General features: G+C 68.6%; 15 protein-coding genes. 8 read left to right on the forward strand and 7 right to left on the reverse strand.

Features of this window, described 5'->3' with window-relative positions; translation table 11 throughout:
* Positions 1-168: 168 nt before the first annotated feature.
* Both ACFQE9_RS00635 and ACFQE9_RS00640 read left to right on the forward strand, forming a co-directional pair.
* The gene (locus ACFQE9_RS00635) at positions 169-459 is read left to right on the forward strand and encodes a DUF7565 family protein (RefSeq protein WP_379738930.1); all 291 of its coding nucleotides are present in this window, start codon (positions 169-171) and stop codon (positions 457-459) included.
* A 147-nt stretch (positions 460-606) separates the two neighbouring features.
* On the forward strand, positions 607-1,533 hold the full coding sequence (locus ACFQE9_RS00640) for a sulfide-dependent adenosine diphosphate thiazole synthase (protein WP_379738933.1): 927 nt from the start codon (positions 607-609) through the stop codon (positions 1,531-1,533).
* Between the two features lie 22 nt (positions 1,534-1,555).
* Here the strand turns inward: ACFQE9_RS00640 and ACFQE9_RS00645 are convergent, their stop codons facing one another.
* The 3 genes from ACFQE9_RS00645 to pth2 form a co-directional block, all read right to left on the reverse strand.
* Positions 1,556-2,014 (reverse strand): transporter, encoded by a 459-nt coding sequence (locus tag ACFQE9_RS00645; protein ID WP_379738936.1) that lies wholly within the window; start codon positions 2,012-2,014, stop codon positions 1,556-1,558.
* A gap of 102 nt (positions 2,015-2,116) precedes the next feature.
* Entirely contained in the window at positions 2,117-3,649 is a 1,533-nt protein-coding gene (gene truD, locus ACFQE9_RS00650) for a tRNA pseudouridine(13) synthase TruD (RefSeq protein ID WP_379738939.1), read from the reverse strand.
* 3 nt (positions 3,650-3,652) lie between these two features.
* Positions 3,653-3,991 carry a peptidyl-tRNA hydrolase Pth2 gene (gene pth2 / locus ACFQE9_RS00655; RefSeq protein WP_379738942.1) on the reverse strand — a complete coding sequence of 113 codons (339 nt, stop codon included), beginning with the start codon at positions 3,989-3,991 and terminating at the stop codon, positions 3,653-3,655.
* A gap of 110 nt (positions 3,992-4,101) precedes the next feature.
* Between pth2 and polX the strand changes: the two genes are divergently transcribed.
* Positions 4,102-5,850 (forward strand): DNA polymerase/3'-5' exonuclease PolX, encoded by a 1,749-nt coding sequence (gene polX, locus ACFQE9_RS00660; protein WP_379738945.1) that lies wholly within the window; start codon positions 4,102-4,104, stop codon positions 5,848-5,850.
* A complete protein-coding gene (locus ACFQE9_RS00665) occupies positions 5,847-6,458 on the forward strand; it encodes a Mut7-C RNAse domain-containing protein (protein ID WP_379738948.1) in 612 nt (203 codons plus the stop codon). The genes polX and ACFQE9_RS00665 overlap by 4 nt, the downstream gene beginning before the upstream one ends.
* A 12-nt stretch (positions 6,459-6,470) precedes the next feature.
* Here the strand turns inward: ACFQE9_RS00665 and ACFQE9_RS00670 are convergent, their stop codons facing one another.
* Entirely contained in the window at positions 6,471-7,556 is a 1,086-nt protein-coding gene (locus tag ACFQE9_RS00670; protein WP_379738951.1) for a cell division protein CdpA domain-containing protein, read from the reverse strand.
* Between the two features lie 272 nt (positions 7,557-7,828).
* Here ACFQE9_RS00670 and ACFQE9_RS00675 point away from each other — a divergent pair, with 272 nt between their 5' ends.
* A complete protein-coding gene (locus tag ACFQE9_RS00675; RefSeq protein WP_379738953.1) occupies positions 7,829-8,122 on the forward strand; it encodes a DUF5789 family protein in 294 nt (97 codons plus the stop codon).
* A 43-nt stretch (positions 8,123-8,165) separates the two neighbouring features.
* A complete protein-coding gene (locus ACFQE9_RS00680; protein ID WP_379738956.1) occupies positions 8,166-8,639 on the forward strand; it encodes a DUF302 domain-containing protein in 474 nt (157 codons plus the stop codon).
* A 66-nt stretch (positions 8,640-8,705) separates the two neighbouring features.
* On the opposite strand, the gene nreA is transcribed toward ACFQE9_RS00680, so the two are convergent.
* Entirely contained in the window at positions 8,706-9,974 is a 1,269-nt protein-coding gene (gene nreA, locus ACFQE9_RS00685; RefSeq protein WP_379738959.1) for a DNA repair protein NreA, read from the reverse strand.
* A 175-nt stretch (positions 9,975-10,149) separates the two neighbouring features.
* The gene (locus ACFQE9_RS00690; RefSeq protein WP_379738962.1) at positions 10,150-11,142 is read right to left on the reverse strand and encodes a transcription initiation factor IIB; all 993 of its coding nucleotides are present in this window, start codon (positions 11,140-11,142) and stop codon (positions 10,150-10,152) included.
* 129 nt (positions 11,143-11,271) lie between these two features.
* On the opposite strand from ACFQE9_RS00690, the gene rnhA reads away from it, so the two are divergent.
* Both rnhA and ACFQE9_RS00700 read left to right on the forward strand, forming a co-directional pair.
* Positions 11,272-11,862: a ribonuclease HI gene (gene rnhA, locus ACFQE9_RS00695; protein ID WP_379738965.1), complete on the forward strand. Its 591-nt coding sequence runs from the start codon at positions 11,272-11,274 to the stop codon at positions 11,860-11,862.
* 82 nt (positions 11,863-11,944) lie between these two features.
* The gene (locus tag ACFQE9_RS00700; RefSeq protein WP_379738968.1) at positions 11,945-12,580 is read left to right on the forward strand and encodes a DUF7108 domain-containing protein; all 636 of its coding nucleotides are present in this window, start codon (positions 11,945-11,947) and stop codon (positions 12,578-12,580) included.
* Positions 12,581-12,631: 51 nt separating this feature from the next.
* On the opposite strand, the gene ACFQE9_RS00705 is transcribed toward ACFQE9_RS00700, so the two are convergent.
* Complete coding sequence (locus tag ACFQE9_RS00705) at positions 12,632-12,991, reverse strand: PadR family transcriptional regulator (RefSeq protein ID WP_379738971.1); 360 nt, start codon at positions 12,989-12,991, stop codon at positions 12,632-12,634.
* Positions 12,992-13,020: the final 29 nt, after the last annotated feature.

A 13,020-nucleotide genomic window follows, 5' to 3' on the forward strand; every position in this document is an offset into this window, starting at 1 on the left:
CGGCGGAACGGCGGGGAAGCGAGGCCACCGCGATCGGGCGATGAGGAGGAAACGACCGGGAGACGAGAGCCGGTCGATCGGGAGGATGACCGGTCGATCGAGGGTCGAGAACCGAGCGGTCGGAAGACGAGGAAAACGATTAATGCGAGCGGGAGCGTTTCCCCGGTCATGTCCCCCTGGACGTGCGGCATCGGCGGATGTCACGAGACCTTCGAGTCCGTCGAGCCCGCGATCATCCACCAGACGACCGATCATCGACGCCACGAGTGCAAGGTGTGTGGGACGGTCGTCCCCGACGGCTACTTCGCGATCCGCCACGCGTTCAACGAGCACACGCGCGCGGAGTACGTCCGCGCCTACGACGCCGACGCCGAGGAGGTACGCAGACGCGAGCGGATCAAATCGGACGTCGAGGCGACCGCCGACCTCCAGGCGGTCGTCGAGCGGTTGAACGAGTAGGGGACGGAACGCTTCGCTTCTACCGAACAGCGGGGACGATTCGCATCGAACGGGTAGCCGCGCGAGACGGCTCCTCGATCGTTTCAGGAACTCCCGAGCGGAGAGAACCACAACCGATAATACAACCGAGGAATATTATTCAGTTGTATGCCCGAGTTCAACACGTTCAGCGACGTGAGCGAGACGGAAGTCACGCGTGCGATCGGCGAACAGTGGTCCGAGGAGTTCCTCGAGTTCTCGGAGTCCGAGGTGATCGTCGTCGGCGGCGGTCCCTCGGGACTGATGGCGGCCAAGGAACTCGCGGAACGCGGCGTGAAGGTGATGATCGTGGAGAAGAACAACTACCTCGGCGGGGGCTTCTGGCTCGGCGGCTTCCTGATGAACAAGGTCACCGTCCGTGACCCGGCCCAGAACGTCCTCGACGAGCTCGACGTCGACTACACCGAGGCGGCCGACTCGGAGGACCTCTACGTCGCGAACGGTCCGGAAGCCTGTTCGGGACTGATCAAGGCCGCCTGCGACGCCGGCGCGAAGGTCCAGAACATGACGGAGTTCACCGACATCGTGGTCCGCGACGACCACCGCGTCGGGGGGATCGTGATGAACTGGACGCCGGTGCACGCGCTGCCCCGCGAGATCACCTGCGTCGACCCGATCGCGGTCGAGTCCGAACTCGTCATCGACGCGACCGGCCACGAGGCCGTCGCGATCAGCAAGCTCGACGAGCGCGGCGTCTTCGAGGCGCCCGGCATCCAACACGCGAAGGAACACAACACCGGCATGGACGAGACCGGCGACGAGCAGTACGGCGCGCCCGGCCACGACTCGCCCGGCCACGACTCGATGTGGGTCTCCCAGAGCGAGGACGCCGTCGTCGAACACACGGGCGTCGTCCACGACGGACTGATCGCCACGGGCATGTCGGTGGCGACCGCCTACGGCCTCCCGCGAATGGGCCCGACCTTCGGCGCGATGCTCGTCTCGGGCAAGCAGGCCGCACAGACCGCGATCGACGAGCTAGGCATCGACGCCACCGACGTCGGGTTCTCCTCGCCGGCGCCGGCCGACGACTGAGGCGTCCGCGGGCGGCGAACGCCTAGGCGACGACGTTGCTCGCGAGCACGCCGCCCGTTATCAAGAGGAGGACGGAGACCGCCGCGGCGGCACGAAAGAGGGTTCGCGACTCGCGAACCGGCTCGCGCAGCTTGCCCGCATCGAGCCCCGAGAGGAGTTTTCCGGATCCGGCCTCGACGATCCCCGCGAGAACCAACCAGAGGACGAGCATGCTCAAGACGAGGTGACCGCGGCCGGTCCCGGTCAGCCGCTCGACGGTGTAGGTCGTCCCGGCCATGTGGCCGCCGGTGAGGAACAACACGAGCGCGGACACGCGGGTGAACGTGCGGAGCCGACCGACGATGGCCGAAAGCGCCTCGGCGCCGACGTCGCCGGCGGCGCCCGCCGGTATCACCGTCGCGGTCACGAACAGCACGCTGCCGGTCCAAAGCGCCGCGAAGGCGACGTGGAGCGTCCACACCGAGGCGGGTACGATGTCCATGCGATCGGTTGGTACGCCGGATCCTTATAATTCGGTGATGACGCCGCGATCGGACTCGAAGCGGGCGCGTCGAGCGGGAGCGATCCAGCGACCGAGGGTCGCTCACCGATCGAGGGGCCCGTTCTTCGTGAACTCCCGCAGGAGGACCGTCGCGTAGCTCCCGCTCGGCAGCGTGAACGCGAACCGGAGGTCGTCGTCGACGGAGAGGTCGGTTCGAAGGAGGATCGCCCGGCGCGTGCCGCTCGAGTCGAACTCGTCGGGAAGCGAGAAGTCGTCGGGGACGACGCCGGCGGCGGAGAGGACTTCGCGTTCGATCTCCCCCGGCTCGCCGCCGGCCAGCTCGGTGTCGGTCCCGACGAGCGGCGCGGTGACGAACGCCCGGTTTCGCTCACAGTGGCGTCGCATCACCGAGACGCGGTCCTCGTCCACGCGCTGGAGTCGATCGACGTCCGGAAGCGACAGATCCTCGGGGGCGTCGGCGTCCGCGAAACAGACGACGTCGCCGGCGACCGGCTCGTGGAACGGAAGTCCCCGATCGAGCCGTTCGCTCACGATCCGGTTGAACAGGTACGACTGGGCGGCGTTGACGAACAGCCGTTGGAGGTTCGAGGGGACGGCCTCGAGCGCGTGTCGCCAGCGGCCGCCGTCGGTCTCCCCCGGGTCGTCGATATCGCGGTCCGCGGCCACGTCGTCGTCCGTGTCACCGTCGGTCGCGCCGGCGGAACGGTCACCGTCCCACTCCTCGAGCCGGTGGAGCATCGCCCGTTCGAACCGAAGCCGGCGGGGGACCCGCTCGAGGCAGGCCGCCCAGTCCGGGTCCCCGCTTGCGAACTGCTCGTCGACGAACGCCCGGGCCTCCCGCGTGTCATCGGGTTCCGCCTCGGCGGGGTTGCCGACGTAGGTTCGGACGGCCTCGCGCCACTCGCCGCGAACGATCGCGAGGCCGACCTCGTGGGTGACCGGCCGAATGCTGCCGAACCGCTGTTGGCCGAAGTAGTTCGGAACCGCGACCGGATCGCCCGGATCCGGGGCCGAAGCGTCGTTCCCGGCGTCGCTTTCGATCGCGTCCACCCCGCGACCGAACGCTCGAAGTTCGTCGGCGATCTCGCGGGCGCGGGAGACCGGATCGTCCTCGACGGCCGCGCTTCCATCGGGGTCGTCGGAGCCGACGTCGGTTCCCCGGATCCGGATCTCGAAGGCGTTTCCCGCGAGATCCCCGAAGGAGATCGGTCGCCCGGCCAGTCCGACGACCTCGATCGTCGCCCCGTCGATGGCGTCCGCGACCTCGCGGACCGCCTCGGGATCTGCGTCCCTGACGGTCATGAGCTGGGTTGTCACGGCGCGTTTGTCCTTCGTTCCGGCCCAGGAGACGCGCTCGCGGCTGATCCCGAGCGCGTTCGTGAGCCGTCGCGCGAAGTCGTTCGTGTCCCAGTTCGAGAGCCGCACGCGGACGACGAGCTCCGGGTACGCGCCGCGGTCGCCGCGGTGCTCCTCGAGGGGAACGGCCTCGAACGCCTCCAGCTCGCGGACCCGGAAGTCCTCTGGGGACGCGCGCAGCCGACCGCCGATCCCCTCGACGTCGGAGACGTACCACTCGATCCCGACCGCGCGCTCGAGGGGGTGTGCGGGACGCATCGGTCAGTAGAGCGGGAGGTCCCCGGTGACCCGATCGACGAGGTCCTCCGATCCGGGGCCGACCGCGAGCGCGCTCACGGTTCCGGGCTCGAGCTGTGTGTGGCCCGCGTCGCGGACGATCGCGTAGGGAAGCCCCTCGCGGTCGGCCCGGTCGGCGAGCTCGAACAGCTGGCTCTCGGAGTCGCCCCGGAGGACGACCTTCTTCTGTCCGTCCCCCTTCCAGCGCTTTCGGACGGACGAGGAGGCGTCCTCGTAGGCCGAAAGCGAGGCGTGTGCGACCTGGGCGGCGAGTTTCCCCTCGCCCATACCGAGATCGGCCCTGGCGACGATGGCCTGTTTCATGGCCTCGCTTCCGCGTCCACGGGTTTAGCTGTTTTCAGGCGTCCCCGTCGACGGGGTCGCTCCCGTTCGACGGCTCGCTTAAGGGGGTCGGGATCGAACCACCCGGACGAATGAGCCGCAACGACGAGATCGCGAGCGTCCTCGAGGAGTTCGCGGACCTCCTGGAGGCGAAGGGGGTCGAGTACAAGCCCACGGCGTACCGTCGGGCGGCCGAGAACGTCCGCGATCACCCGGCGCCGGTCGAGGGGCTCGCCGGCGAGGGGGAGGCGGCGCTCGAGGAGATCGACCGCGTCGGCGAGGCGATCGCCTCGAAGATCGTCGAGTACGTCCGGACCGGCTCGATCGCCGAACTCGAGGAGCTGCGCGAGGAGCTGCCGGTCGACATGACCGCGCTCACCCGCGTCGAGGGGGTCGGCCCGAAGACGGTCGGAACGCTGTACGAGGAGCTCGGGATCACGACGCTCGACGAGCTGGAGGCGGCCGCGGAGGCGGGCGAGATCCGCGAGATCAAGGGGTTCGGCGCGAAGACCGAGGAGAACGTCCTCGAGAACGTTCCGTTCGCACGGAAGGCCCAAGAGCGCGACCGGCTCGGCGACGCCCGGCCGGTGGCCGACGCCGCGCTGTCGTACCTCGCCGATCGGGAGGCGGTGACCAAACTCGAGGTCTGCGGGTCGATCCGGCGGTGGCGCGACACGATCGGGGACGTCGACGTGCTCGTCGCCAGCGACGACCGGGAGGCGGTCGTCGAGGCGCTCGTCGACTGGCCGGAGGCGGACGCGACGATCGAGGCCGGCACGAACAAGGCGAGCGTCCGTGCGAACGGGCTCCGGGTCGACCTCCGCGTGGTCGCGATCGAGGAGTTCGGCGCCGCACTCCAGTACTTCACCGGGTCGCGGGACCACAACATCGCGGTCCGCAACCGCGCGATCGACCGCGGGCTGAAGGTGAACGAGTACGGGGTCTTCGACGTGAGCGACGTCGACGACCCGGACGCCGGCCAGCGCGTGGGGGATCGAGTCGCCGGCGAGACCGAGACGGGCGTCTACGACGCGCTGGAGATGGCGTGGATCCCGCCGGAGCTCCGCGAGAACACGGGCGAGGTGGCGGCCGCGGCCGAGGACCGGCTTCCGGACCTCCTCGAGGAGGGCGACGTCCGCGGCGACCTCCACACCCACACCGACTGGTCGGACGGGGACTACACGATCGCGGAGATGGTCGAGGCCGCGGCGGAGCGGGGCTACGACTACCACGCCGTCACGGACCACGCGAGCGGTCCCGGGATCGTCGGCGGCGTCGGGCTGGACGCGGACGAACTCGCCGAACAGGCCGAGGCGGTCTCGGCGGTCCGCGAGGAGGCATCGATCGACGTTCTTCACGGCGTCGAGGCGAACGTCGACGCCGACGGCGGACTCTCGACGGACGCGGACGTGCTCGCCGACCTCGATATCGTCATCGCCTCGCCGCACTCCGGGCTGGGAAGCGACGAGGGCGCGACGGAGCGGCTCGTTCGGGCGATCGAGCACCCGGCGGTCGACGTCCTCGGGCACCCGACCGGCCGGATCATCAACGGGCGGCCGGGGCTGAGCCTCGATTTCGACCGGATCGGCGAGGCGGCCGCCCGAGAGGGTGTGGCCGTCGAGGTGAACGCGAACCCGGCGCGCCTCGACGCGAACGGCGAGGCGGTTCGGGCGGTGATCGAGGCCGGCGCCACGATCGCGATCGACACCGACGCGCACTCGCCGCGGGAGCTCGAGCACGTCCGCTACGGCGTCCACACCGCCAGGCGGGGGTGGGCCGAGCGCGCGGACGTGATCAACACGCGCTCCGCCGAGGAGCTGCGGGCCTTCCTCGAGGCGTGACTGGCGACTCCGAGACCGGGACCGGCGAGGAGCGCGACGGGGACACGGATCGGGATCGTGGCGACGATACAGAACGAAGACGCGACGACGAGGCGTGTCGAAGCCGCGAGAACGCCCGGTTTCTCCTCGACGTAATGTGCGGCCGGCTCGCGAGATACCTCCGGTTTTGCGGCTACGACGCCGCCTACGCGCTCGATCGGGGCGTCGAGGATGACGACCGGATCCTGTCGATCGTGCGCGAGGAGAACCGAACCCTGATCACCCGGGACGTGGAACTCGCCGAGCGCGCCACGGACGCGATCCTCGTGACCGAACGGGCGGTGACCGACCAGCTCGCGGAGCTCGCCGAGGAGGGCGTGGACGCGACCATCGCGGACGAGCCGCGGCGATGTGGCCGCTGCAACGGTCGGCTCGAACGATCGGAGAACGCCCCAGCGGACGGTGAGCGGTCGTCGCACGTCTCCGGCGATCGTCCGGACCACGTTCCCGACGACCGTCCGATCTGGCGGTGTCGCGACTGTGGACACCGGTTCTGGCGCGGAAGCCACTGGGAGCGCGTCGCGGAGGAACTCGCGAACGTCGGGAACGATTCGGACCGCGAGAAGTAGCGAGGCCGCGATTCACTCGATGAACTCGACGTCCTCGTCCTCGCCACCGTCGGTTTCCGGACCCGCGTTCTCGACGGTGGAGTTCCGGTCGATCCCGTTCCGACCCTTCGAGCGTCGATCCTCCGAACGTCGATCCTTGGAGCGCCGTTCGGGTTCGTCCGACCCACGATCGGAGCTCCGATCGGGAGCGGTTCCCCCCGGGCAGGGATCGGGCCACTCCTTGCGTCCGCGCCGATCGGGGTCTCCGGCCTTTCCGGAGTGTCCGGAAGTGGTCGAGGAGGTTCGTGACCCGGACGAGTCCGAGCGTCCGGAGCCGGTCGGCGTGGAGATCCGTTCCGGCTCGGAGCCGCCGTCGCTGACGCTCGGGGTTCCGAGGCCGCCGGTCGGCGAGGATCCGGACCGGGAGCCGGTCGACGAGCCCGACGCGAGGGAGGACCCCGAACCGGTGGTCACCGAGACGTCCTCCTCGCCGATCCGGTTGGCGTCGGGGTCGTTGGTCTGCGTCTCGACCGACCCGTCGGGCGTGCCGCCGAGCAGGCCGACGCCGCCGACGCCGTCGAGCTGGCTGCGTTCGACCTCGACGTAGCGGGTTTCGCCCTCGTGGGTGACCTCCAGCGTGACGGTGCCGCCGGGATCGTTTCGGGTCTTGAAGTTGGCGACGCCGACGAACAAACACCAGAAGGTGGTCGCGGCGCCGAGGAAGTAGACGCCGGCGGTCGGCAGCGTGAGGTCGACGAGTTCCGGGCGCGGGCTGTTGATCCAGTGGTAGGGATACGCGTAGGAGAACAGCGCGACCCCGAGCCCCATCACCGAGGCGCCGACGATCGACGCCGCGCGAGTGGTTCGACCGGCCGGAAGGACGCTCATGACGCCGAGCATCGAAAGCGGCAGCCCGATCCCGCCGAGGATCCCGCCGATCCACCGCGCGTCGGCGAGGCTGTAGGCCTCCATCGACGGGATGAGGTCGGTTCCCGCGGCGACGATCCCGGCCACGATGAGCAGGATGCCGACGACGAAGAGCCCGACCCCGAGGTACAGCCGCCGGAGGCTCGTCGTCGAACGTCCCCCGTCCCCGTACACCTCCGAGAGACTGGTCATACGCGTCGTTCGTGGTCCATCCCCAAAACACTACGTCAGACGGGCGCGTGACGAAGGAGGATCGAGGAGGCGGAACGGAGCGGCGCGGTGTGGGGCGGCGCGGTGTGGGGCGGCGCGATGTGATGCGGTATGGGGAAGCGGTGTGGTGCGGTGTGGGCGGCGCAGTGTAATGCGGTGTGGTGCGGTGGGGGCGGCGCAGTGTAATGCGGTGTGGCGCGGGGCGAAAGCGATCGCTTCGAAAGAATTACACGGACGCTCGGGTATCTCCGGGTATGAGCGAGGACGCCGAGGAGGAAACGGAGGAGACGGAACCGGCGGTCGAACTCGGCGAGGAACGGACGATCGAGGGACAGCCCGTGGCGCGCGTGGCCTCGCGGCTCGTCTGGCCGAAGTCGAACGGCGACGTCGCGGCCCAGGAGGGCTCCTCGACGATCCGGACGCCGGAGGGCCCGCGCGAGCTGTCCGCGGTGCTCGAGGAGACCGACGAGACCTTCTTCGAGACCCGTCGGGCGTTCATCGAGGCCGTCGAGGACGTGGTCGGCCGCGGACCGGTCGCGACCGAGTGACCGACCACCACCGCTTTTCTCCCCTCGGAACGGATAACCGGGCATGACGCTTCCGTTCGATCCCGCGGCGATCGATGGCGAGGATTTCGGCGAGGAGGAGCTGGTCCTCGAGACGGATCACGAATCGGCGATCGAACACGTTCGTCGGACGTGTTCCGCGGTCGGGTTCGGCTTCCCCGTCGAGTTCTCCCCGTCCGACCTGTTGAACGAGAAGGTCGACGCCGACCGGGATCCCTACTACGTGCTCGGCGCGTGCAACCCGGCGGTGGCCGACCGCGCGCTCGATGCGACCGGCGGGGACATCGGCGCGCTGTTCCCGTGTAACATGGTGATCGCCCAGATCGAACCGGGGAGACAGCGTGTCTATCACGTCTCGATCATGCGGATCGCCCGACTGCTCGGGATGGTCGAGGAGGCCGAGACCGAGGAGATGGAGGCCATCATCTCGGAGACCGGCGAGATGGTTACGGAGACGTTCGACCGGCTCGCGGACCTCGACGTCGCACTCGAGGGGTAGCGGCAACGAGACGCCCGAGCCGACGACGACCGGAACCGGTGGAGTCACCCGTCGATGTCGACCGGCTCACCCGTCGACGAACGACCGGAGGTCGGTCTGCAACCCGGCGGCCATCGTGGACTTTCGTCGAAGGTCCGAAAGCGAGACCGGCAGATGCTCGGCGACGCCGCGGACCGCCTCGCCGAAGCTCTCGGCGGTGCCGTGTTCGCCCTCGAAGGCGTTTCTGACGGACTCGCGGACCTGCCAGACGCCGACGGGTCCCCAGTACTCGTCGGAGACGTGCCGGAGGACGATGGCCTTGGCCTGCCGGTCGCGATCGGAGAGGTGTTCGAGCACGCCGAGGCGGGCGGCGTAGTAGGCGCCCGCGGTCTCGTCGACGTAGCTCGTCCGGCCCTCGCGGTTCTCGTGGGCCGCGGCGAGGTAGGTTCCGGCCTCCGGATCCGGGTTCCACACGCTGCCGGGCGCCTTCATCTCCATCAGCTCGTATTCCCACCGGCCGGGCGCGAGGATCACCCAGAAGGCGTTCCCGAGGTACTCGTTGCGGTGGATCTCGACGCCGTCGACGCTCGGCGCGTCGCGGATCGTCCCGCGGAGGTACTGGCCGATCGTGTCGTCGACGGCCGTGATCGACCAGCGGGTCGGCACGAGCCGGCGGTTCTCGCCGCGGCCGAGCGCGCCGGCCGAGAGGATCGAGTTGATGTCGTAGACGTCGAACCCGCGGCGATAGAGGTAGGTCATCGCCCCCTGGGCGCGCCAGTCGTCGTCCTCCAGGGTCTTCTCGACGGGTCGCGGCACGTGTGGATTCTCGCCGAGGGTCGCATCCCGGGCGCGGGCGCTCGGTCCGACCGGGGCGCCCATGTCGGTCGCGTCGACGTCGAGATCGAGGTCGGGCTTCGACCCGAGGCCGATCTCGACGTCCACCGGCCGGTCGGCGATCGCGACCTCGCGTTGGGTCCCGAGCCAGCCGTCCCAGGCGTCGTGGACGGAGTCGACGTCGGTGGGACGGTTGGAGTTGAGCAGGCTGGTCCGTCGCTCGAAGACGTCCGCGATGGAGACGCCCTCGTCGTACCAGGCGCCGGAGGTCCGGAACTGATCGGCCCGGTCCTCGCGACCGACCGGAGAGAGGATTCCGGTCGAGACGTTCGGGTAGTTCGATCGTCCGACGAAGATCGACGGCGAGACGGAGCCGACGAGCGAATCGCCCGAAAGCGACTCCTCGAAGCGGTCCTGAAAGGTCTCGACGTGGTCGAGGATCGCGTAGTCCTTCTGCTCGGCGAGGCGTCGCCGCTCGGCCCGCTCGTTCCGCTCGAACTCCACGAACTCGTCGAGCCGCATTCGATCATGGCTTCGTGACCGACCGGCTTGAAGCTTGTCCGGTTCGATCGGCGATCCGTTCGGGCCGGTTCGATCGGCGATCCGTTCGGGCCGGTTCGATCGGCGATCCGTTCGGGCCGGTTCGATCGGCGATCCGTTCGGGGCGGTCCGACCGCGGGTTAGGATCGCAGTTCGGCTAACTCGGGATGCCCATCGCCTCGATCTGCTCTTGATACCGGTTGCGGATGGTGACCTCGGTCACCTGCGCGACGCTTGCGACCTCGCGTTGGGTCTTCTTCTCGTTGCACAGAAGCGAGGCGGCGTAGATCGCCGCCGCGGCGTAGCCCGTCGGGGATTTGCCCGAGAGGAGACCCTGTTCGGCCGTCGTCTCGATGATCTCGTTGGCCTTCGATTGGACCTCCTCGGAGAGCTCCAGCTCCGAACAGAAGCGGGGAACGTACTTCTTCGGGTCGACGGGCCGCATCTCGAGTCCGAGCTCCTGGGAGATGTACCGATACGTCCGGCCGATCTCCTTGCGTTCGACCCTCGAGACCTCCGAGATCTCCTCGAGCGAGCGGGGGATCCCCTCCTTGCGACAGGCGGCATAGAGCGCGGAGGTGGAGACGCCCTCGATCGACCGGCCGCGGATGAGGTCCTCGTCGAGCGCCCGTCGATAGATCACGGACGCGACCTCCCGGACCGACCGGGGCACGCCGAGCGCGGAGGCCATGCGGTCGATCTCCGAGAGCGCGAACTGGAGGTTTCGCTCGCCCGCGTCCTTCGTGCGGATGCGCTCTTGCCACTTGCGCAGCCGGTGCATCTGCGAGCGCTTCTCCGAGGAGAGCGACCGGCCGTAGGCGTCCTTGTCCTTCCAGTCGATCGTCGTCGTCAACCCCTTGTCGTGCATCGTCTTCGTGGTCGGGGCACCGACACGGGACTTCTCCTGGCGCTCGGAGTGGTTGAACGCCCGCCACTCGGGGCCGGGGTCGATCCGCTCCTCCTCGATGATGAGGCCGGTCTCCTCGTGAATGAGTTCCCCGTCGGCCGTCCGCGTCAGTTCCTCGGGATCGAGGTCGTCGACGTCGATCTCGTCGGCGGCCGCCTCGTCTTCACCCTCCTCGGCCGTTTGCTCCTCGTCTTGACGCGTGCGCCGGCGATCATGCTCCCGCTGACGGGTTGGCCGTGTCATCGCATTTATATAGTAGTCCAGCCGACGGTGTTAAAAGTTCGGCCGAAGTTCGGGCGATTTTCCCGACGTCACGGTTCGCTCCACGGCCGATCGAGGGCCCTTTGGCGAGGGAGCGTGAGGACCGGAACGATGCCGACCATCGACTGCGATCCCGACGCCGCCCGCGAGCGACTCGCGGAGGCGGGCGTCGAGATCGAGGCGGGAAACACCGACCACGAACGCTGGCGGGCCGAACGTGACGGGGCGGTCGCGGTGGCCTACGACGATTCCGTGGTCGTACAGGGGCGGAACCCGACCGCGATCACGGGGCTGCTTTCCGAGGAGAGCGGTCGGGCCCACGTCTACTTCGACGGGGCCTCCCGCGGCAACCCGGGGCCGGCGGCGGTCGGGTGGTGTCTCGTGACGAGCGACGGGATCGTCGCCGAGGGAGGACGGCGGATCGGGAAGATGACCAACAACCAGGCGGAATACGAGGCGCTACTGGCGGCACTGCGGGCCGCCGGCGAGTACGGGTTCGACGAGGTCGACGTCCGGGGGGACTCCGAGCTGATCGTAAAGCAGGTCCGCGGGGAGTGGAACACGAACGATCCCACGCTCCGCGAATACCGGGTCGAGGCGCGGTCGCTGCTGGAGGAGTTCGATCGGTTCTCGATCGCCCACGTTCCCCGGTCGGTGAACGGCCGTGCGGACGACCTCGCGAACGAGGCGCTCGACGGATAGACCCGAATCGAAGGGACGTCCAGAAACGAACGAGCGTCCCGAAGCGAACGAGTGAAACGCCCGCGACGACATCGAACACGTGATGACCGAACGGTTCGAGGAGTCGGAAGCCGAAACCGCCGGGAGCGACGGTGGGGACCACGCGTTCGAGAGCGCAGCGAACGAGGGCGAGCGCGCTCCGGACATCCCCGAGGACGCGGTGGAGGAGGCGGAGCGACTCACCCGGCTTGCACGAAACGCGAGCGATCCGGACGCCGCGGACGCCTATCGTGACCACCGGTCGGAACTCGCGGACGAACACGGATACACGCCGCGAGTACGGGAGGACGACGACACGCTCGTCCTGTACCCGAGCGAGTGGATGGCCGACGGAACGGTACAGCTCGACCGGATCGAGGAGACGGAGCGGGCCGTGGAGCGGCCGCTTTCGGGAGCCGGCGATCCGGACCGCTACGAGGGAGTTACGGAGGAGAACGCGACCATCCTCGACCGGTTCGAGGCCGAGTACGGCATCGACCACGCCGAGAACGCGCGCGCGTACGCGACGTTCCTCGAGAACCACCACGTGCGGAGCCTCGAGGAGGCGACGATCGACGACCGCAAGGAGTTCCTCGAGGAGTACTACCCGCGGAACGCCTGGCCGAACGAGGACCAGCGGGCGATCGTCGATCGGTCCCTCGAGCTTCTCGAGGAGCACCTCGAGAAGCGAAACGAATAGCGGCCGAGAGAACGGATCAGGATCCGCGTGGGTCCCGGCGGAACCTCGGAGCTACCGACGGTCCTCGACGAGATCGCGGATCTGGCCGGCACGTTCCGCGTCGGTGAGGAACTTCGAGAGGATCCAATCGAGGCGATCGAGGACGGCGTCGTGTCCCTCCTCGGTCAGCTCGTACTGGTTCGTCCGTTTGTCCAGCTCGCTCTTTTCGATCAGCCCGAGTTCGACGAGGTCGTCCAGGTTCGGGTAGAGCCGCCCGTGGTTGACGTCCTCGCCGTAGTACTCCTCGAGCTCGCGTTTGATCGCGAGTCCGTACATCGTCTCCCGCGAGAGGATGACGAGGATGTTCTGTTGAAACGCGGTCAACTCGCTGATGACGCTTCCCCTGGCACGAACGGATTGTGCCTCTGACATGGTTCGAGGCATGACACCCGTATATATAA

This window comes from Halopenitus salinus (assembly GCF_042662125.1).
Taxonomy (GTDB): domain Archaea; phylum Halobacteriota; class Halobacteria; order Halobacteriales; family Haloferacaceae; genus Halopenitus; species Halopenitus salinus.

What these genes read in the sequence shown, in the direction of transcription:
- ACFQE9_RS00635 (WP_379738930.1), top strand. Translation starts at nt 169, where the DNA reads ATGTCCCCCTGGACGTGCGGCATCGGCGGATGTCACGAGACCTTCGAG.
- ACFQE9_RS00640 (WP_379738933.1), top strand. Translation starts at nt 607, where the DNA reads ATGCCCGAGTTCAACACGTTCAGCGACGTGAGCGAGACGGAAGTCACG.
- ACFQE9_RS00645 (WP_379738936.1), bottom strand. Translation starts at nt 2,014, where the DNA reads ATGGACATCGTACCCGCCTCGGTGTGGACGCTCCACGTCGCCTTCGCG.
- truD (WP_379738939.1), bottom strand. Translation starts at nt 3,649, where the DNA reads ATGCGTCCCGCACACCCCCTCGAGCGCGCGGTCGGGATCGAGTGGTAC.
- pth2 (WP_379738942.1), bottom strand. Translation starts at nt 3,991, where the DNA reads ATGAAACAGGCCATCGTCGCCAGGGCCGATCTCGGTATGGGCGAGGGG.
- polX (WP_379738945.1), top strand. Translation starts at nt 4,102, where the DNA reads ATGAGCCGCAACGACGAGATCGCGAGCGTCCTCGAGGAGTTCGCGGAC.
- ACFQE9_RS00670 (WP_379738951.1), bottom strand. Translation starts at nt 7,556, where the DNA reads ATGACCAGTCTCTCGGAGGTGTACGGGGACGGGGGACGTTCGACGACG.
- ACFQE9_RS00675 (WP_379738953.1), top strand. Translation starts at nt 7,829, where the DNA reads ATGAGCGAGGACGCCGAGGAGGAAACGGAGGAGACGGAACCGGCGGTC.
- ACFQE9_RS00680 (WP_379738956.1), top strand. Translation starts at nt 8,166, where the DNA reads ATGACGCTTCCGTTCGATCCCGCGGCGATCGATGGCGAGGATTTCGGC.
- nreA (WP_379738959.1), bottom strand. Translation starts at nt 9,974, where the DNA reads ATGCGGCTCGACGAGTTCGTGGAGTTCGAGCGGAACGAGCGGGCCGAG.
- ACFQE9_RS00690 (WP_379738962.1), bottom strand. Translation starts at nt 11,142, where the DNA reads ATGACACGGCCAACCCGTCAGCGGGAGCATGATCGCCGGCGCACGCGT.
- rnhA (WP_379738965.1), top strand. Translation starts at nt 11,272, where the DNA reads ATGCCGACCATCGACTGCGATCCCGACGCCGCCCGCGAGCGACTCGCG.
- ACFQE9_RS00700 (WP_379738968.1), top strand. Translation starts at nt 11,945, where the DNA reads ATGACCGAACGGTTCGAGGAGTCGGAAGCCGAAACCGCCGGGAGCGAC.
- ACFQE9_RS00705 (WP_379738971.1), bottom strand. Translation starts at nt 12,991, where the DNA reads ATGTCAGAGGCACAATCCGTTCGTGCCAGGGGAAGCGTCATCAGCGAG.